The sequence below is a fragment of the Streptomyces sp. NPDC004266 genome (assembly GCF_042874095.1).
Lineage (GTDB): Bacteria > Actinomycetota > Actinomycetes > Streptomycetales > Streptomycetaceae > Streptomyces.
In genome coordinates this window covers 244,977-264,230 of record NZ_JBIAMM010000014.1, presented here as the reverse complement: position 1 = coordinate 264,230, position 19,254 = coordinate 244,977, and the positions used below count along the sequence as shown (strand labels likewise).

Genomic DNA, 19,254 nt, shown 5'->3' with positions numbered 1-19,254 from the left:
CGCCCGGTTACATTCCGAACCCGGAAGCTAAGCCTTTCAGCGCCGATGGTACTGCAGGGGGGACCCTGTGGGAGAGTAGGACGCCGCCGAACAATCATTGTGGGAAAGCCCCGCACCTCATGGTGCGGGGCTTTTCTGCGTTTAGGGCACGTGCCGGATCTCCCTTCGGGAGACGGCGCTGGCGCCGGCCTTCAGAGGCGGCCGGCTGCTTTCAGAGCGAGGTAGGCGTCCGCCAGGGCGGGAGCAAGGGTCTCGGGGGTGGCGTCGACGATCGTGACGCCGTGGCGCTGGAGCTGATCCGCGGTGCGGGCGCGCTGGGACTGGGTCTGTGTGGCGGCCGCGGCCTCGTAGACGGCTTCGATGGTGCCGCGTCCCCCGGCCATGTCCGCCACATGAGGATCGGCGACGGAGGCCACCAGCACCGTGTGGCGCTGGGCGAGCTGGGGGAGGACCGGGAGGAGGCCCTCCTCGATCGGGGCGGCGTCGAGGCCGGTCAGGAGGACGATCAGCGAGCGGCGCGGAGCGCGTGCCAGGGCCGTCGCGGCGAGACCGCGTGCGTCGGTCTCAACGAGCTCGGGTTCCAGCGGGGCGAGGGCGTTGACCACGGCCGGCAGGACGTCGCCGGCGGAGCGGCCCTGGACCTGGGCGCGGAGGCGGCGGTCGTAGGCCAGGAGGTCCACGCGGTCGCCGGCTCGGGAGGCGAGCGCGGTGAGGAGGAGAGCCGCGTCCATGGAGGCGTCCAGGCGGGGGACGTCGCCGACGCGGCCGGCCGAGGTGCGGCCGGTGTCGAGGACGATCAGGATGTGCCGGTCGCGTTCGGGTCGCCAGGTACGGACGGCGACGGTGGTCTGGCGGGCCGTGGCCCGCCAGTCGATCGAGCGGGTGTCGTCGCCGGGGACGTACTCGCGGAGGCTGTCGAACTCCGTGCCTTCGCCTCGGGTGAGCACGCTGGTGCGGCCGTCGAGCTCGCGGAGCCGGGCCAGGCGTGACGGCAGGTGCTTGCGGCTGGTGAAAGGGGGCAGGACGCGGACGGTCCAGGGGACCTCGTGGTGGCCCTGGCGGGCGGCGAGACCGAGGGGGCCGAAGGAGCGGACCGTGATCCGTTCGGCGTGACGGTCGCCGCGGCGGGTCGGGCGCAGGCTCGTGGTGAGGCGGCGGCGCTCCCCGGCGGGGACCGTCAGCCGGCGGCGTGAGGAGGCCTGTTCGGTGCCGGGGAGCCAGCTGCTGGGCGGCCAGGCGTCGCGGAGCTGGGCGCGGAGGCGGCGGCGGGACGGGTTGGTGACGGTGAGCTGGACCTCGGCTCCGTCACCGAGTCGAACGGATGTGTCACCACTTCGGGTGAATTGGAGCGTTCGTACTGGCGCCGCCAGGGCGTAGTCGCACAGAATTGCGAGGGAGAGGGGCGCGTTCACCGCGAGCATCCCCGCCCAGCTGGGGGCGAGGATGCCGACGGGGAGCGATCCGAGGGCGGCGAGCAGCGCGGTTCGTCCGGTGAGGGCCATGGGGCGCCGTTCTCAGCGGGGGACGGGGACGTGGGCGAGGATCGAGTTGATGACGGAGTCGGGGGTGACCCCCTCCATCTCGGCCTCGGGCCGCAGGTGGATGCGATGACGCAGGGTGGGGAGCGCGAGGGCCTTGACGTCGTCCGGGGTGACGTAGTCCCGGCCGGTGAGCCAGGCCCAGGCACGGGCGGTGGAGAGCAGGGCGGTGGCGCCTCGGGGGGAGACTCCGAGCGTGAGCGAGGGGGATTCACGCGTGGCACGACAGATATCGACGACATAGCCGGCGATCTCGGTGGAGACCGAGACCTTGGCGACGGCGGCCCGGGCCGCTTCGAGTTCGGCGGGGCCCGCGACGGGGCGGACGCCTGCGGCCTTCAGGTCGCGGGGGTCGAAGCCCTCGGCGTGGCGGGTGAGGACATGGATCTCGTCCGCGCGTGAGGGCAGAGGGACCGTCAGCTTGAGCAGGAAACGGTCCAGTTGGGCTTCGGGGAGAGGGTAGGTGCCCTCGTACTCGACGGGGTTCTGGGTCGCGGCGACCAGGAACGGCTCCGGGAGGAGGCGCGGCATGCCGTCGACCGTGACCTGACGCTCCTCCATCGCCTCCAGGAGGGAGGACTGGGTCTTCGGGGGCGTGCGGTTGATCTCGTCGGCGAGCAGCAGGTTGGTGAAGACCGGGCCGGGCTGGAAGGAGAACTCGGCGGTGCGGGCGTCGTAGACCAGGGAGCCGGTGACGTCGCTCGGCATCAGGTCGGGGGTGAACTGGACGCGCTTGGTGTCGAGGTCGAGTGCCGCGGCCAGCGAGCGGACCAGGAGGGTCTTGGCGACTCCGGGGACGCCTTCGAGGAGGACGTGTCCCCGGCAGAGCAGGGCGACGACGAGACCGGTGACGGCGGGGTCCTGGCCGACCACGGCCTTCGCGATCTCGGTGCGCAGGGCCTCCAGGGAGGCGCGGGCGCTGTCCGAGTCCGTGGCGGTCTCGGGGGTCGGGGCGCTCATGAGGTGCGTACCTCTCTTTCGAGGGCGTCGAGTTGGTCCGCCAGGCGGATGAGGGTGGCGTCGTCGGCGGGTGCCGGGCCGAAGAGGAGGTTCCTGGGGTCCGCGGTCGTCTCGGGGAGACGGGCGGAGAGTGCGGGGAGGAGGCGGTCGGGGGAGTGGGCGTCCTGGACGGGGACGCCGAGCAGCGGGGCGAGCCGGGTGCGGGTCGCGGTGCGCAGGACGGAGGCGGCGCGGTCGCGGGCGTTCGCCTTGCGGTAGAGGCGGGCGCGGCCCTCGGTGGCCTCGGAGGCGCGGAGGGCGACGGGGAGGCGCTCGGTGACCAGGGGACCGAGGCGGCGGCCGCGCCAGAGGGCGGCGAGCAGGGCCGCGAGGGCGAGTTGGAGGGCGCCCCACAGCCAGCCGGAGGGGATGAGGGCGAGGAAGTTGCCCATGGTGTCGCCGGCGGGCGTGTCGGTGGTGGCCGAGGTGTCGGAGAGGGAGGGGAGGTACCAGACGAGATGGGGCTGGGAGCCGAGGAGTTGCAGGGCCAGCGAGGCGTTGCCCCGTTGGTCGAGGCGGGAGTTGTAGAGGATGTCGGGGGAGCCGAGGAGGACGGTGTCGGTGCTGCCCGTGTCGCTGCCGGTGCCGGGGAGGAGGAGCAGGGTGGGCAGGCCGTCGGAGCGGTAGCAGGCCTCGGCGGGGGTGCCGGGGAAGGGCTCGTAGCGTTCGCCGCCGAGGTCGACGCTGCCGGCGCGGATGGCGGCCGGCAGGGTGCAGCCGGGGGTGCGTTCCCCCACCGGGGTGCTGGGGGCGCCGGTGACTCCGGGGGCGAGGGTGTCGAGGGAGGCGCGGCCGGCGCCGACGAGGACCGTGCGGGTGGCGGAGCCGGTCATGGCCGAGCGGAGTGTGGACTGCTGGGTGGCCGTCAGCAGGTCGGGGGTGGTGACCAGGAGGGTGGATCCGGTGTCCGTGGCCGCCGTGGCCTCGGACAGGGTGGTGGCGAGGGTGACGGTGACGCCGCGGGCCTTGAGGAGTTCGGCGACCGCGCGGCTGCCCTGGGGGTCGGCGGAGCGCGGGTCGAGGGCGCCGTGGGCGTCGGTGGACCGGACCGTCGCGAGGGCGAGGCCGCCGGTCAGGATCAGGGCGAGGACGAGGACCGCGCCGCGGACGCGGGTCCACACCTGGCGGGCGGAGGGGGCCGTCGAGGTGGTGCCGGTGACCGGGCGGCTCATGCGGGCGTCCCCGTGGAGGTGGTGTCGAGGGTCGGGCGGGTCCGTTCCAGGGCGGTGTCCAGTGCCTCGACGCGGCGGTACGCGGGCTCGTCGGCGGTGCGGCCGCCGTATGTGACGTCGTCGAAGGCGCGGGCGGCGAGGCGCAGGTCGTCCGCGTGGGAGGGGAGGGAGCGGCCGGCTTCGGCGGCGGCCTCGTCGGCGGTGCGGCCGGGGCGGGGTTCGAGGAGGGCGCGCTCCTCCAGGGAGCGGACGATGGCCCGCATCCGTTCCTGGACGGCCTCGTTCCAGCGGCCGGCGGAGGCGTGCCGTGCGGCGGCCGTGCGGTGGTCCCGGGCGGTGCGGGGGCCGTCGGCGAAGAGGGAGTCGCCGGTGGTGCCGGGTGTCCGGTGCGGGGTGCCGAGGCGCCACCAGAGGGCGGCGGCCAGGGCGGCCACCACCAGGACGATGACGACGAGGCCGAGGACGCCGCCCGGGGTGGCCCCGGAAGCGGCGCCGAAGAGGTCGTCCAGCCACTCCCAGAAGCGGCTGAGGCCGCGCTGGAGGAGGTTCGGGTCGTTCTCGTGGTACCTCGGATCGGACAGCTCCCGCTCCGCCGCCTCGCGGGCGGGGACGCGGGAGATGTCCACCGGTGTGTCGCCGTCGGCGCGCAGCCGTGCGAGTGCCGCGGCCGTTCCCCCCGTGAACGTCACCGCATCAGCCTCCGACGGTGTCGGTGCCCGGCGTGGGGCCGTAGCCGGGGAGGCCCGCGGCCCGGGCCAGTTCGAGGTCCAGGGCTTCGCGGCGGATGCGCTGGTCCACGTAGAGCAGGACGGTCACGCCGGCCGAGATCGGGTAGGTGATCGCGCTGGTGATCACGCCGCCGATGCCCGTGATGATCAGGAACGGCCAGCCGAACCTGGTGGTGGTGCCGGACAGCAGGCCGGAGAAGCCCTCGCCGTCGACCGCGATGCCGATGATGGTGAACGGGATCGCGATGATCATGGCGAAGAGGAAGATCAGCAGCTGCGTCAGCAGGGTGATGCCGAAGATCCGCCACCACGAGCCCCGCACCAGCTTCGCCGAGCGCTTCAGGGAGGGGATGACCCCCTTGCGCTCCAGCATGAGGGCGGGGGAGGAGAGGCTGAAGCGGATCATCAGCCAGAGGACCGCCGCGATGGCGCCCAGGCCGCCGAGGAAGGTCAGGGCCACTCCTCCGGCGCCGCCGATCAGGAGGCCGGGGAGCAGGCCGACGGTCACGATGGCGACGGCCATCGCCGCGAGGAGCAGGGTCAGACCGAGGAGCTGGAGCAGGCGCGGGCGGGCCTCCTGCCAGGCGGAGCCCAGCGAGACCGGGCGGCCGAGGACCGCGCGGCTGATGACGACGGTCAACAGGGCGGCGCTCACGAGGGACGCCACCATCGTCACCAGGAGCGACGGTCCCAGGGCGATCAGGGAGGCCTGGGCCGAGTCGACGGACTGCTGCAGCTTCTCGGCGGGCGTGGCGTCCGCGTTTACCTCGGGGGGTGCCGGCACGAGGTACCGCTGGGCCAGGATGTCGGCGATCTGGGAGATCACCGCGACCGTGACGGTGATGGCGAGGACCGTGCGCCAGTAGGTGCGGAGGGTCTTCACCGCGCCGTCGAGGATCTCGCCCATGCCCAGCGGGCGCAGCGGGACGACTCCGGGCTTCGCGGCCGGGGGCCTGCCCCAGTGGACGTTCGGCGGCGGGGCTCCCCAGTTCTGGCCGGGGGCCGGGGGCGGGGTGCGGTCGGTCGGCGGGGACCACTGGCCGGCGGGCGGCTGCTCCTTGGACCACTGGGCGGTGGGGCCGTCGGCCTCGGCCGAGGAGGGGGGCACGGGGGTGCCCGAGCCGTCCTGGCCGTCGGAGGGGGCGGATCCGGGCGAGGTCCAGCCCGGAGTGTCGTTCACGGTCGTCCACCTCGGAGGAATGGTCGCGGTGCCGGATCGGCGAACCGGCTCGGTCACGGCGGCCGACACCTGACACGGCGGCGGGCCGGGTGCCATCGTGCCACGCGGGGCCCGCCCATGGGCCGGAGCCCGCATCTCCTTCGTACCTTTGTCCGGGTCTTCATCGCGCGAGCGGCAGGTGGTGATCGGCTGGTGGTGCGCACCACCTGGACGCCCGGCACCGCGCCTGCTCCACGGTGTGCGGGGCGAGGACAGACGGACGGGCGGGGAGTCGGGTCCGGCTCAGTGTGAGGCGTTCCGCCCCGAGAGAGGAGACGAGCAGCCCGAGGGCGGCGGGGGTGAAGATGACGCCGGTCGGCGCGTAGGTGAGCAGCTTGAGGGTGATCGCGGAACGGGCGACCCTCTCGTGCCCGCTGCCCTGGTAGCGGCAGGACTTCAGCCGGGCGAGCCAGAAGTCACGGCAGGTGTCGAGCCGAGCCACGATCTCCTCGGTGGTCGGCATCGCCCATCCGGGGCGTCCACCGCCAGCGGCCGTCGCGTCCGTCTCGCTGGTGAGGATCACCGTCGCGCTCTCGCCGGCGTTCAGGGTGAAGCGACTGGCGACGTCGACGCCGTCGGCGTGCAGCCGTACCGGACCGGAAGCCTGGAGGTGCAGGTCGGTGCCGTGGTCCTCGAAGGGGAGACTGCCGCGGACCACCCGGGCCACTCGGATGAGGCGGTGCCTGGCGGCGGGAACCCGCGAGGCGATGGGCTCCAGGAAGTCGATGACTTCTCCGACGCCTTCCGGGGCCATGAACCGGGTGATGAGGACGGGAGTGCCGGGCATGTACAGCCGGCGCACCGTGCCCTCCCCGGCGAAGTCCGCGGCGAGACGGCAGTGGCCGCCCCGATCGCTGTCGAGCAGGGGGCCAACAGGCCCGGCACCGCCGAACGCGAGGAGACGGACCGTCTGCGCCGGGCAGACGGTCACCCCTCCATGCTCACCGCCTCCTCCTCCCGACCGCATCTCGGAGGGGGATCCCGGCACCGGTCTCCGCGGCGTCCGGTCCGTCCGGAGCCGAGGAGGCCCGGTCCTGGCCGTGGGCCTCGGGGGCCGATTCGGGTACGGTTCTGCGCGACCACGGGGGACACGGGGGGGGACATCCATGACTGACATCAACACCCACGGACACGGGCAGTCACCGACGGTTGATCAAGGACGTCGCCGCAGGTCAGTGAGGTATCTCACCAGCCGCCTCAGGACTGATACGGAAATGGGATGATGTCGATATGAAGGGACGCGTTCTTGTCGTCGACGACGACACCGCACTGGCCGAGATGCTCGGCATCGTGCTGCGGGGTGAAGGGTTCGAGCCGTCGTTCGTCGCGGACGGTGACAAGGCGCTTGCCGCTTTCAGAGAGGCCAAGCCCGATCTGGTGCTGCTGGACCTGATGCTGCCCGGAAGGGACGGCATCGAGGTGTGCCGGCTCATCCGCGCCGAGTCCGGTGTGCCGATCGTCATGCTCACGGCCAAGAGCGACACCGTCGACGTGGTCGTGGGCCTGGAGTCCGGCGCCGACGACTACATCGTGAAGCCGTTCAAGCCGAAGGAGCTCGTCGCCCGCATCCGGGCGCGGCTGCGGAGGTCCGAGGAGCCGGCTCCCGAGCAGCTCACCATCGGCGACCTCGTCATCGACGTGGCCGGGCACTCCGTGAAGCGGGACGGGCAGTCCATCGCCCTGACCCCGCTGGAGTTCGACCTGCTGGTCGCGCTCGCGCGCAAGCCGTGGCAGGTCTTCACCCGTGAGGTCCTGCTGGAGCAGGTCTGGGGCTACCGGCACGCGGCCGACACCCGGCTGGTGAACGTGCACGTCCAGCGCCTGCGCTCGAAGGTCGAGAAGGACCCCGAGCGCCCGGAGATCGTGGTGACCGTCCGCGGTGTCGGTTACAAGGCGGGGCCGAGCTGACATGAGTGAGGGCAGCGCTGCTCCGAAGCCCGGGGATCCGGGAGTCCGTACGGGGCGGACTGCCGGACCGGGGCGGGGGGGCTCGCGATTCGGCCGTCTGCTGCGCGGCGGAGGGCTCCTCCAGGACGGTGCGCGGGGCGGGCCGGTCCTCCGGCTCTTCGCGCGCTGGGTCCGCCGCCCGCTGCTGCCCGCCGTGCGGCTGTGGCGGCGGAACCTCCAGCTGAGGATCGTCGCGGGCACCCTGCTCATGTCGCTCGGAGTGGTGCTGCTGCTCGGCATCGTCGTCATCGGGCAGGTCCGCAACGGCCTGCTCGACGCCAAGGAGAAGGCCGCCCAGAGCCAGGCCGCCGGAGGGTTCTCCGCCGCCCAGGACCGGGCGGCGACCACCCCCTCCGCGCCCGGTCAGCAGGACGGCGTGCGGGCCGGTGCCTCGGTGAACTGGCGCTCCACGCTGGTCGAGCAGCTCGCCAGCGGTGGCCAGAGCGCGTTCAACGTGGTCGCCCTCTCCCTCGACACCAGCGACACCGCGAGCCGGGGCGCCCGCGCCTCCGGCGAGGTCGACCCGCCCACGAGCATCCCCGCCGACCTGCGGCACTCGGTCGCGCAGGGCACCGGCACCTTCCAGAAGTTCACGCGGATCCACTACACCAGCGGCAAGGCGTCCGAGCCGGGCCTGGTGATCGGCAAGCGGCTGAACGACGCCGACGGCGACCAGTACGAGCTGTACTACCTCTTCCCGCTGAGCCAGGAGGAGGACTCCCTCACCCTGGTCAAGGGGACCCTGGCGACCGCGGGGCTCTTCGTCGTCGTGCTGCTCGGCGCCATCGCCTGGCTGATGGTGCGCCAGGTCGTCACGCCCGTGCGGATGGCCGCCGGGATCGCCGAACGGCTCTCGGCCGGCCGCCTCCAGGAGCGCATGAAGGTCACCGGCGAGGACGACATCGCACGCCTCGGCGAGGCCTTCAACAAGATGGCCTCCAACCTCCAGCTCAAGATCCAGCAGCTGGAGGAGCTGTCGCGGATGCAGCGGCGTTTCGTCTCCGACGTCTCGCACGAGCTGCGGACCCCGCTCACCACGGTCCGGATGGCCGCCGACGTCATCCACGAGGCCCGCGTCGACTTCGACCCGATCACCGCCCGCTCCGCCGAACTCCTCGGCGACCAGCTCGACCGCTTCGAGTCGCTGCTCTCCGACCTCCTGGAGATCAGCCGCTTCGACGCGGGCGCGGCCGCCCTGGAAGCCGAGCCGATAGACCTGCGCCAGGTCGTCCGCCGCGTCATCGGCGGCGCCGAACCCCTCGCCGAGCGCAAGGGCACCCGGATCGTGGTCCTCGGCGACCAGCAGCCCGTGGTGGCCGAGGCGGACGCCCGTCGCGTCGAGCGGGTGCTGCGCAACCTCGTCGTCAACGCCGTCGAGCACGGCGAGGGCCGGGACGTGGTCGTGAAGCTCGCCGCCGCCGGCGGGGCCGTCGCCGTCGCCGTCCGCGACTACGGCGTCGGACTCAAGCCGGGCGAGGCCACCCGGGTCTTCAACCGCTTCTGGCGCGCCGACCCCGCACGCGCGCGCACCACCGGCGGCACGGGCCTCGGCCTGTCGATCGCCGTGGAGGACGCGCGGCTGCACGGCGGCTGGCTCCAGGCCTGGGGCGAGCCGGGGGGCGGTTCGCAGTTCCGGCTCACCCTGCCGCGTACCGCGGACGAGCCGCTGCGGGGATCCCCGATCCCGCTGGAGCCCGAGGACTCCCGGCGCAACCGCGAGCAGACCGCCGCCGGACGCGACCGGGAGAGCGGCCGTCTCACGGCCGTGCCCGCGCAGGCCGTCGGCGACCGGTCGGCGCTCGCCGTACCGCCGAGGCTGCCCGCCCCGCCGCGGGCGACCGTCGATCCGACGGCGCTGCCCGGCAGCGGCGCACGGGTCGTGGCGCGGCCGGCGCCGGACGGCGACGGCGGGGGGACGGGCCCGGCGACGGCCGGGGGGAACGGACATCTGGAGCGGGAGGACGGGACACGTGGGCGCTGACTCCCGAGCGGAGCACGCGGGGCGGGGACGGAGCACACGCACGGTGGTCCTCGCCGCGTGCGGGGGGCTTCTGGTGACCGGGTGCGCGACGATGCCCGACAGCGGGGAGGTGCAGGCGGTGAGGGGCGCCGGCACGGGCGACTCGCAGGTGCGGGTCTACGCCGTCGCCCCCCGGGAGAACGCGGACCCGGACGAGATCGTCGACGGCTTCCTGGAGGCCATGACGAGTGACGACCCCGGCTTCGCCACCGCCCGCAAGTACCTCACGAAGAAGGCCGCGCAGGACTGGAGGCCGGAGCAGAGCATCACCGTGCTCACCACCGCGCCCGACCGCGAGCAGGCCGACCGCAACGCCGACCCCGAGAACCGGGGGCGCGCCTTCCCGCTCTCCGGCCGCAAGATCGCGACCGTGGACGCCCGCCACGCCTATCAGCCGAACAGCCCCACCGAGTACCTGCAGTCGATCCACGTCGTGCAGCAGCCGTCGGCGAACGGCAAGGGCAAGGAGTGGCGCATCGACAGCCTCCCGCCCGGCCTGGTCCTCGGCGAGGCCGACTTCCTCCGCAACTACCGTTCGGTCAACAAGTACTACTTCGCCTCCGGGGAGGACTGGGTCGTCGCCGACCCCGTCTACATCCGGCAGCGGCAGGACCCCGTCACCCGGATGGACACGGTGACGCAGACGGTCAAGGCCCTGCTGGAGGGCCCGACGAACTGGCTGAAGCCCGCCGTCGACTCGCAGTTCCCCTCCGGTACGGAGCTGAAGGCCGGCGTCACCACCCTGACCACGGACGACCAGTCCACGCTGAGGGTGCCGCTCAACCGCAAGGCGGACCGGGCCGGCGGCGAGGCGTGCCGGCGGATGGCGGCGCAGCTGCTGTTCACGCTGGGCGACCTGACCTCCGTACGGGTCGAGCAGGTGGAGCTCCTGGGATCGGGCGGGCAGTCGCTGTGCCGGCTGGGCAAGGGGCAGGCGCTCGAGTTCGCGGCGGTGCGGAACACCGACCGCGAGGAGCACCCGTACTTCGTCGACGAGCACAACAAGCTGATGATGCTCCTGGTCGGCGGCAAGGAGGCGAACGCGCCGGTCGAGGTGCCGGGGCCGTTCGGCAAGGGCACGGTGCCGCTCCGCTCGGTCGCCGTCGACCGGGGCGAGACCCGGGCCGCCGGGGTCGGGCAGACCGGTCGCGAGCTGTTCGTCTCCTCCATCACCACGGAGCAGGACGCGCTGCCGCCCGTCCTGACCAGCGGGGCCGCCCGCCCGGCCGACCGGCTGTCCGCGCCCAGCTGGGACGGCAGGGGGGATCTGTGGGTCGCCGACCGGGACCCCGCCGCGCCCCGGCTGTGGATGGTGCCGGACGGCACCGGGCACCCGGTCAAGGTGCGCACTCCGTGGCTCGGCGACGACGCCCGCATCGAGTCGCTGCGGGTCTCCGCCGACGGCGTGCGGATCGCGCTGGTGGTCACGCGGGGCGAGCGCACGACCCTGCAGATCGGGCGGATCCAGCGGCAGACGACGGGTGAGGAGCCGGTCGTCTCCGTCCTGGACCTGCAGCCCGCCGCGCCCCGGATGGAGTCGGTCACGGCCGTCTCCTGGGCCGGCCCCAGCCGGCTCGTCGTGGTCGGCAAGGAGGCGGGCGGCGTGCAGCAGATCCGCTACCTCCAGACCGACGGCTCGACCTCGACGACCTCCGTGCTCCCCGGCCTGAACGGGGTGACCTCGGTGACCGCCCCGCACAAGGACACGGTGCCGGTGGTGGCCGACTCCGGCGACGACGGGATCGTGCGGCTGGCGCCGGGGACGAACTGGCAGCCGGTGGCGAAGAAGGGCTTCTCGCCGGTCTACCCCGGCTAGCACGCGCTCCGGGAGGCGCTGCCGGGAGACACCGCCGGGGGCGGCCCGGGGCGGTCCCGCCGTGACCCCGCCGCAGGGCCGTACCTGACGTACTCGGGGCTCCGCGGGCGGTTTTCCACAGGGGTGGCCGGGAGGGGTCCGGAGGCGCACAGTGGAGCCATGCGGGGGTGGTGGCGCGAGATCGCCGGGCTGGTGCTGCCGGTCGCCTGCGGAGGCTGCGGCAGACCGCGGACGGAGCTGTGCGCGGCATGCGCGCACGCGCTCGCCGGGGCGCCGCCGCGCAGGGTGAGGCCCGCGCCCGAGCCCGCCGGGCTGCCCGTGGTCCACGCCGCCGCGCCGTACGCCGACGCCGTACGGGAGCTGCTCCTCGCCCACAAGGAGCGCGGGGCCCTCACGCTCGCCGGGCCCCTGGGCGGCGCCCTCGCCGGGGCCGTGGCGGCCGCTGCCCGGCCCGGGCCAGGGCCGGCGGACGGGCCGCTGCTCCTGGTGCCCGTGCCCTCCTCGCGGCGTTCCGTACGGGCGCGCGGCCACGATCCGACGCGGCGGATCGCGCTGGCCGCGGCGGCCCGGCTGCGGCGGTCGGGGAGGCGGGCGCGGGTCGTGCCCGTGCTCCGGCAGCGGCGGTACGTGGCGGACCAGGCCGGGCTCGGGGCGCGTGGGCGCCTCGCCAACCTGTCGGGGGCGCTGGAGGTCGTGCCGGGCGGAGCGCGGCTCCTGACGGCGGGGAGGGTGGTTCTCGTGGACGACCTGATGACCACGGGCGCTTCGCTCGCGGAGGCGGCGCGCGCCCTCGGAGCCGTACACCTTCCGTTCATTCCCGGAATGGCGCACGGCTTACCGACCGGTTCGGCGCAGCGCGGAATCGAACAGCGGGCGGCGGCTGTGATCGCATCCTCTCCCGCTTCGTTCGAAATAAACCGGAACTCGCCGGAAACTTGAATCGTTGCAGGTGGTGAGAGGTGAAAGCACCCGTACGGAGGTATGTCGCGGTAGCGGGTGCCGACACCCGTCCGAAGGGGCTATGTTCGGTTGTGAGGAATGGCGAATGCCATCGCCTCGGCGAATACATGGTTGCGCCTACAGGACAGGAGTTCAGGGCGAATTAACCTCTTGTCGATGGGGTGGAGATCTTGTCGACTGGGCAGGAGGAGAGGCGAAGTCGCCAAGTCCGAGCTCCGGTGACACCACCGGAGTCTGGTGCAAAGGGAGATGCCCGGCGGCCAAGGAGCCGATCAGGGCGATCCGGGAACGGAGTTCTGCGTGGACATCGTCGTCAAGGGCCGCAAGACCGAGGTGCCCGAGCGGTTCCGCAAGCACGTGGCCGAGAAGCTGAAGCTGGAGAAGATCCAGAAGCTCGACGGCAAGGTGATCAGCCTCGACGTCGAGGTGTCCAAGGAGCACAACCCGCGGCAGGCCGACCGGTCCGACCGCGTGGAGATCACCCTCCACTCCCGAGGCCCGGTGATCCGGGCGGAAGCGGCGGCAGGCGACCCGTACGCAGCGCTCGACCTCGCCAGCGACAAGCTCGAGGCACGACTGCGCAAGCAGCACGACAAGCGATACACCCGGCGTGGCAACGGCCGGCTGTCCGCGGCGGAGGTCGGGGACGTGGTGCCCGGTGCCGCCAAGCTCAACGGGGACGGCCAACTGGCCGTCGACGAGACCGAGAAGGTGCCCACCACGATGATGGGCTCCATCGAGGTCCAGGGCGAGGGCCCGCTCGTGGTCCGCGAGAAGACCCACCGGGCCGCACCGATGACGCTCGACCAGGCGCTCTACGAGATGGAGCTGGTCGGGCACGACTTCTACCTCTTCGTCGACTCCGACACCAAGCAGCCGAGCGTCGTCTACCGACGACACGCCTACGACTACGGCGTCATCCACCTGGAGAGCGACCCGCTCGCCGAGGGCGGCGGCGCCGGCGGTGCGCTCGGCGGCTGACCCGCCGCACCGCGCCGCCTCCGAACAGGTGTCCCTCTCGGTGCCCCTGGAGCGCGATTCGCGCCCCCAGGGGCACCCCCGTGCGCCCGCGGAGCACCCCCGCCGCCGCCCGGGCATGAAATCATGGCGTGCACGCCAACCGGTGCCGGTCGAGCACGGGTTGGAGGACCGGAAACGAATTCAGGCCACGGCCTTCAGGGGGAGGAACGATGGCGGACAGCTTCGGGCCGGTGCTCAGCGAGCGCGAGCACGGTGGTGCGGTCCCGGAGGGATCGGAATCGGACAGCGGAACATTCCGCAAGGAGCCGATCCGGGTTCTCGTCGTGGACGACCACGCCCTCTTCCGCCGCGGACTCGAGATCGTCCTCGCCCAGGAGGAGGACATCCAGGTCGTCGGCGAGGCCGGTGACGGCGCCGAGGCCGTCGACAAGGCCGCCGATCTGCTCCCCGACATCGTCCTGATGGACGTACGGATGCCCCGGCGCGGCGGCATCGAGGCGTGCACCTCCATCAAGGAGGTGGCCCCCAGCGCGAAGATCATCATGCTGACGATCAGCGACGAGGAGGCCGACCTCTACGAGGCGATCAAGGCGGGGGCCACGGGCTACCTCCTCAAGGAGATCTCCACCGACGAGGTCGCCACCGCGATCCGCGCGGTCGCCGACGGGCAGTCGCAGATCAGCCCGTCGATGGCGTCCAAGCTCCTCACCGAGTTCAAGTCGATGATCCAGCGCACCGACGAGCGCCGGCTCGTGCCCGCGCCCCGGCTGACCGACCGCGAGCTGGAGGTCCTCAAGCTCGTCGCGACCGGCATGAACAACCGGGACATCGCCAAGGAGCTGTTCATCTCCGAGAACACCGTGAAGAACCACGTGCGGAACATCCTGGAGAAGCTCCAGCTGCACTCCCGGATGGAGGCCGTGGTCTACGCGATGCGGGAGAAGATCCTCGAGATCCGCTAGCCCGGCCCGGAGGCCCGGCCCGGCTAACCCAGGGCCGCCACCAGGTCCTTCGCCAGCTCCGGGCGGTCCACCCGCTCCACCGTCACCGCGTCGCAGCCCACCCACTCGGCCGCCTCGCGCAGGGCCCGCGCCACCGCCGGCACGGCCTTGGGGCCGTCGAGCGTCACCTGCCGGGCGACGAGCGTCCGGCCCTCCCGCGCCGGGTCCACCCGGCCGACCAGACGGCCCCCGGCGAGCACCGGCATCGCGAAGTACCCGTGGATCCGCTTCTGCTTCGGCACGTACGCCTCCAGCCGGTGCGTGAAGCCGAAGATCCGCTCCGTGCGCGCCCGCTCCCAGATCAGCGAGTCGAAGGGCGAGAGCAGCGTCGTCCGGTGCCGGCCGCGCGGCTCGGCGGCGAGCGCCGCCGGATCCGCCCAGGCGGGCTTCCCCCAGCCCGCCACCGTCACCGGCACCAGACCCGCCGCCTCGACCACCGCGTCGAACTGCTCGCCCCTGATCCGGTGGTAGTCCGCGATGTCCGCGCGCGTGCCCACGCCGAGGGCCTCGCCCGCCTGCCGCACCAGGCGCCGCACGCACTCGGCGTCGTCCAGCTCGTCGTGGAGCAGCGCCTGCGGGATCGCCCGCTCGGCCAGGTCGTAGACCCGCTTCCAGCCGCGCCGCTCCGTGACCACGACCTCGCCGTACATCAGGGCCCGCTCGACGGCGATCTTGCTGTCGGACCAGTCCCACCACTCGCCCTTGTTCTTCGCGCCGCCCAGCTCGGTCGCCGTCAGCGGGCCCTGGTCCCGCAGCTGGTCGATCACCTTCGCGTACGCACCGGCCGACAGCTCGTGCCCCCAGTGCGGCCGGTCGCGGTAGGCGCGGCGGCGGAAGGCGAAGTGCGGCCACTCCTCGACGGGCAGGATGCAGGCGGCGTGCGACCAGTACTCGAAGGCGTTGGGTCGTGCCGGAGGCGCGCCATCGGATCCAGCCGTCCAGTACGCGTCCTCCACGGCCGTGCGGCCCACGGCGCCCAGCCGCGCGTACGGGATGAGCTCGTGGGAGCGGGCGAGGACGGAGATGGTGTCGAGCTGGACCTGGCCGAGCGACCGGAGGACCCCGCGCACCCCGGCCCTGCGGTCGGGCGCGCCCAGGAATCCCTGGGCGCGCAGGGCGATCCTGCGGGCTTCGTCGGCGGACAGTTCGGCGGCGGGGCGCGGCGCAGTCGTCATGGACCGCACCCTAGGCCCCGGCACCGACAGTCACACCGCCCCGGCCGGACGCCCGGGCGCCGGGAGGTACGGCAGGGGGCTCGGCAGGCCGAAGTCGGAGGGGAGCAGGGCGCCGACCCAGCCGTCCCGGAGGGTGCCCTTGTTGGCCAGGGCCGCGCGCTGCACGCCTTCGACGACGAAGCCGGCCCGCTCGGCGACGGCCCGCGAGCCGGTGTTGCCGACCTCGGCGCGCCAGACCAGGCGGACGCAGCCGAGCCCGGTGAAGGCCCAGTGGGCCAGGGCGCGGACGATCTCGGTCATGTGGCCGGCGCCGCGATGCTCCTTGGCCAGCCAGTAGCCGATCTCCCAGACGCCCTGGCCGCGGCTGCTCAGACTGGCCGCGGCGAGCAGCGGGCCGCCCTCCACGGGTTCGGCGGCGAAGGTGTACTCGGTGTCCTCCCGCCAGCCGTCCGGGACCAGCCGGTGCACGAAGAACTCGGCGTCCTCGCGGCGGTAGGGGTCGGGGACGGTCGTCCAGCGGAGGATGTCGGGGTCCTGGCAGATCTCGTGCACGACGTCGGCGTCCTCGGGGACGAAGGCGCGGAGCCGCAGGCGGTCCGTGGTGAGGATGATGGGATCCATGCCGGGATTGTGGTGACCCCGGGGACCGGAAGCGAACACTTTTCGGGTGGGGCGGCACCTTCCGCCCACCTCGTGCGTTCTCTTTACGGGCGGGCGTACGGCTCGGGCACTGCGGGCCTCCCTGTGTGAGGGCGGTCTCGCTTACGATGGCCGTTGCGGTGGGGACCACCTGCCGTGCCCGCGCTCGCGTCCATCACAAGACCCAGTGCCAGGCCCGACCGGCAAGGAGACCAGCCTCAGTGTCCGTCTTCAACAAGCTCATGCGTGCAGGCGAAGGCAAGATCCTGCGCAAACTGCACCGCATCGCGGACCAGGTCAACTCCATCGAAGAGGACTTCGTCAACCTCTCCGACGCCGACCTGCGGGCGCTCACCGAGGAGTACAAGCAGCGGTACGCCGACGGCGAGAGCCTCGACGACCTGATGCCCGAGGCCTTCGCGACCGTCCGCGAGGCCGCCAAGCGCGTCCTCGGCCAGCGCCACTACGACGTCCAGCTGATGGGCGGCGCCGCCCTCCACCTCGGCTACGTCGCCGAGATGAAGACCGGTGAGGGCAAGACCCTCGTGGGCACCCTCCCGGCGTACCTCAACGCGCTCTCCGGCAAGGGCGTCCACCTGATCACGGTCAACGACTACCTGGCCGAGCGCGACTCCGAGCTCATGGGCCGGGTGCACAAGTTCCTCGGCCTGACCGTCGGCTGCATCCTGGCCAACATGACGCCGGCCCAGCGCCGCGAGCAGTACGCCTGCGACATCACGTACGGCACGAACAACGAGTTCGGCTTCGACTACCTGCGCGACAACATGGCGTGGTCCAAGGACGAGCTCGTCCAGCGCGGCCACAACTACGCCTGTGTCGACGAGGTCGACTCCATCCTCGTCGACGAGGCCCGTACGCCGCTGATCATCTCCGGCCCGGCCGACCAGGCGACCAAGTGGTACGGCGACTTCGCCAAGCTGGTCACCCGGCTGAGCAAGGGCGAGCCCGGCAACCCGCTCAAGGGCATCGAGGAGACCGGCGACTACGAGGTCGACGAGAAGAAGCGCACCGTCGCCATCCACGAGGCGGGCGTCGCCAAGGTCGAGGACTGGCTGGGCATCGACAACCTCTACGAGTCGGTGAACACCCCGCTCGTCGGCTACCTGAACAACGCCATCAAGGCGAAGGAACTGTTCAAGAAGGACAAGGACTACGTCGTCATGGACGGCGAAGTCATGATCGTCGACGAGCACACCGGCCGTATCCTCGCCGGCCGCCGCTACAACGAGGGCATGCACCAGGCGATCGAGGCGAAGGAAGGGGTGCAGATCAAGGACGAGAACCAGACGCTCGCCACGATCACCCTCCAGAACTTCTTCCGCCTCTACGACAAGCTCTCCGGCATGACCGGTACGGCCATGACCGAGGCCGCCGAGTTCCACCAGATCTACAAGCTCGGCGTCGTCCCGATCCCGACGAACAAGCCGATGCAGCGCAAGGACCAGTCCGACCTGATCTACCGGACCGAGGTCGCCAAGTTCGCCGCCGTCGTCGACGACATCGCGGAGAAGCACGAGAAGGGCCAGCCGGTCCTCGTCGGCACGACCTCCGTCGAGAAGTCTGAGTACCTCTCGCAGCAGCTCGCCAAGCGCGGCATCCCGCACGAGGTCCTCAACGCCAAGCACCACGAGCGCGAGGCCACGATCGTCGCCCAGGCCGGCCGCCGCGGCGCCGTCACCGTCGCCACCAACATGGCCGGCCGCGGTACGGACATCAAGCTCGGCGGCAACCCGGACGACCTCGCCGAGGCCGAGCTGCGCCAGGCGGGCCTGGACCCGGTCGAGCACGTCGAGGAGTGGGCCGCGGCCCTGCCCGGCGCCCTGGAGCGCGCCGAGAAGGCCGTGAAGGCGGAGTTCGAGGAGGTCAAGGAGCTCGGCGGCCTGTACGTCCTCGGTACCGAGCGCCACGAGTCGCGCCGTATCGACAACCAGCTGCGCGGCCGCTCCGGCCGTCAGGGCGACCCCGGCGAGTCCCGCTTCTACCTCTCGCTCGGCGACGACCTGATGCGCCTCTTCAAGGCGCAGATGGTCGAGCGGGTGATGGCCATGGCCAACGTGCCGGACGACGTGCCGATCGAGAACAAGATGGTCACCCGCGCCATCGCCTCCGCCCAGTCGCAGGTCGAGACCCAGAACTTCGAGACCCGCAAGAACGTCCTGAAGTACGACGAGGTCCTCAACCGGCAGCGCGAGGTCATCTACGGCGAGCGCCGCCGCGTCCTGGAGGGCGAGGACCTGCACGAGCAGATCAAGCACTTCATGGACGACACGATCGACGACTACATCCGCCAGGAGACCGCCGAGGGCTTCGCGGAGGAGTGGGACCTCGACCGTCTGTGGAACGCCTTCAAGCAGCTCTACCCGGTGAAGGTCACCGTGGAGGAGCTGGAGGACGCGGCCGGGGACCGGGCGGGCATCACCGCCGAGTTCATCGCCGAGTCCATCAAGGACGACATCCACGAGCAGTACGAGACGCGCGAGAAGCAGCTCGGCTCGGACATCATGCGCGAGCTGGAGCGGCGCGTGGTCCTCTCCGTCCTCGACCGCAAGTGGCGCGAGCACCTCTACGAGATGGACTACCTCCAGGAGGGCATCGGCCTGCGCGCCATGGCGCAGAAGGACCCGCTGGTCGAGTACCAGCGCGAGGGCTTCGACATGTTCACCGCCATGATGGAGGGCATCAAGGAGGAGTCCGTCGGCTACCTGTTCAACCTGGAGGTCCAGGTCGAGCAGCAGGTCGAGGAGGTCCCGGTGCAGGCCTCCGCTCCGTCGCCGGCCAAGGAGGACGCCGTTCCGGCCGCGGCCGGGCGTCCGGAGATCCGCGCCAAGGGGCTCGACACCCCGCAGCGGCCGGACCGGCTGCACTTCTCCGCGCCGACCGTGGACGGGGACGGCGGTGTCGTCGAGGGCGACTTCGCCTCCGACGACATGGAGGGCGACGGGATGACCCGGGCCGAGCGTCGCAAGGCCCAGAAGAACGCCGGCGGCGGGCGTCGCCGCAAGAAGTGACGTCCTGAGGGACGTGAAAGGGGTCGGTCG

The 19,254-nt window shown here is 72.3% G+C and carries 15 protein-coding genes and 1 rRNA gene; 8 read left to right on the top strand and 8 right to left on the bottom strand.

Going from position 1 to position 19,254, the window contains the following annotated elements; all coding sequences use genetic code 11:
• Positions 1-92, top strand: a 5S ribosomal RNA gene (gene rrf / locus ACFYUZ_RS30160); the annotation flags it as partial.
• 99 nt (positions 93-191) lie between these two features.
• On the opposite strand, the gene ACFYUZ_RS30155 is transcribed toward rrf, so the two are convergent.
• The 6 genes from ACFYUZ_RS30155 to ACFYUZ_RS30130 all read right to left on the bottom strand — a co-directional run bounded on the left by ACFYUZ_RS30155 (position 192) and on the right by ACFYUZ_RS30130 (position 6,587).
• The gene (locus ACFYUZ_RS30155) at positions 192-1,502 is read right to left on the bottom strand and encodes a DUF58 domain-containing protein (RefSeq protein WP_389314502.1); all 1,311 of its coding nucleotides are present in this window, start codon (positions 1,500-1,502) and stop codon (positions 192-194) included.
• Between the two features lie 12 nt (positions 1,503-1,514).
• The gene (locus ACFYUZ_RS30150; RefSeq protein ID WP_389314500.1) at positions 1,515-2,498 is read right to left on the bottom strand and encodes an AAA family ATPase; all 984 of its coding nucleotides are present in this window, start codon (positions 2,496-2,498) and stop codon (positions 1,515-1,517) included.
• On the bottom strand, positions 2,495-3,709 hold the full coding sequence (locus ACFYUZ_RS30145) for a DUF4350 domain-containing protein (protein WP_389314499.1): 1,215 nt from the start codon (positions 3,707-3,709) through the stop codon (positions 2,495-2,497). The genes ACFYUZ_RS30150 and ACFYUZ_RS30145 overlap by 4 nt, the downstream gene beginning before the upstream one ends.
• Entirely contained in the window at positions 3,706-4,398 is a 693-nt protein-coding gene (locus tag ACFYUZ_RS30140) for a DUF4129 domain-containing protein (RefSeq protein ID WP_389314497.1), read from the bottom strand. The genes ACFYUZ_RS30145 and ACFYUZ_RS30140 overlap by 4 nt, the downstream gene beginning before the upstream one ends.
• Positions 4,399-4,402: 4 nt before the next feature.
• Positions 4,403-5,617, bottom strand: a complete 1,215-nt coding sequence (locus ACFYUZ_RS30135; protein WP_389314495.1) for a hypothetical protein — start codon at positions 5,615-5,617, stop codon at positions 4,403-4,405.
• A gap of 160 nt (positions 5,618-5,777) precedes the next feature.
• A complete protein-coding gene (locus ACFYUZ_RS30130) occupies positions 5,778-6,587 on the bottom strand; it encodes a hypothetical protein (protein WP_389314493.1) in 810 nt (269 codons plus the stop codon).
• A gap of 299 nt (positions 6,588-6,886) precedes the next feature.
• On the opposite strand from ACFYUZ_RS30130, the gene mtrA reads away from it, so the two are divergent.
• From mtrA to ACFYUZ_RS30100, 6 genes are all read left to right on the top strand, one after another.
• A complete protein-coding gene (mtrA, locus tag ACFYUZ_RS30125; RefSeq protein WP_010356958.1) occupies positions 6,887-7,564 on the top strand; it encodes a two-component system response regulator MtrA in 678 nt (225 codons plus the stop codon).
• Position 7,565: 1 nt separating this feature from the next.
• Positions 7,566-9,584 carry an MtrAB system histidine kinase MtrB gene (gene mtrB / locus ACFYUZ_RS30120; protein WP_389314491.1) on the top strand — a complete coding sequence of 673 codons (2,019 nt, stop codon included), beginning with the start codon at positions 7,566-7,568 and terminating at the stop codon, positions 9,582-9,584.
• A gap of 91 nt (positions 9,585-9,675) precedes the next feature.
• Positions 9,676-11,439 (top strand): LpqB family beta-propeller domain-containing protein, encoded by a 1,764-nt coding sequence (locus ACFYUZ_RS30115; RefSeq protein WP_389314489.1) that lies wholly within the window; start codon positions 9,676-9,678, stop codon positions 11,437-11,439.
• A 159-nt stretch (positions 11,440-11,598) separates the two neighbouring features.
• Entirely contained in the window at positions 11,599-12,378 is a 780-nt protein-coding gene (locus ACFYUZ_RS30110; protein WP_389314487.1) for a ComF family protein, read from the top strand.
• Between the two features lie 321 nt (positions 12,379-12,699).
• Positions 12,700-13,380, top strand: a complete 681-nt coding sequence (hpf, locus tag ACFYUZ_RS30105; protein WP_389314485.1) for a ribosome hibernation-promoting factor, HPF/YfiA family — start codon at positions 12,700-12,702, stop codon at positions 13,378-13,380.
• Between the two features lie 209 nt (positions 13,381-13,589).
• Positions 13,590-14,342 carry a response regulator gene (locus tag ACFYUZ_RS30100; RefSeq protein WP_389314483.1) on the top strand — a complete coding sequence of 251 codons (753 nt, stop codon included), beginning with the start codon at positions 13,590-13,592 and terminating at the stop codon, positions 14,340-14,342.
• A gap of 23 nt (positions 14,343-14,365) precedes the next feature.
• Here ACFYUZ_RS30100 and ACFYUZ_RS30095 read toward each other — a convergent pair whose 3' ends face one another.
• Positions 14,366-15,556, bottom strand: a complete 1,191-nt coding sequence (locus tag ACFYUZ_RS30095; RefSeq protein WP_389314481.1) for a winged helix-turn-helix domain-containing protein — start codon at positions 15,554-15,556, stop codon at positions 14,366-14,368.
• A 30-nt stretch (positions 15,557-15,586) separates the two neighbouring features.
• Positions 15,587-16,177 carry a GNAT family N-acetyltransferase gene (locus ACFYUZ_RS30090; protein WP_389314479.1) on the bottom strand — a complete coding sequence of 197 codons (591 nt, stop codon included), beginning with the start codon at positions 16,175-16,177 and terminating at the stop codon, positions 15,587-15,589.
• Between the two features lie 239 nt (positions 16,178-16,416).
• Here ACFYUZ_RS30090 and secA point away from each other — a divergent pair, with 239 nt between their 5' ends.
• The gene (gene secA / locus ACFYUZ_RS30085) at positions 16,417-19,224 is read left to right on the top strand and encodes a preprotein translocase subunit SecA (RefSeq protein ID WP_389314477.1); all 2,808 of its coding nucleotides are present in this window, start codon (positions 16,417-16,419) and stop codon (positions 19,222-19,224) included.
• Positions 19,225-19,254 lie beyond the last annotated feature (30 nt).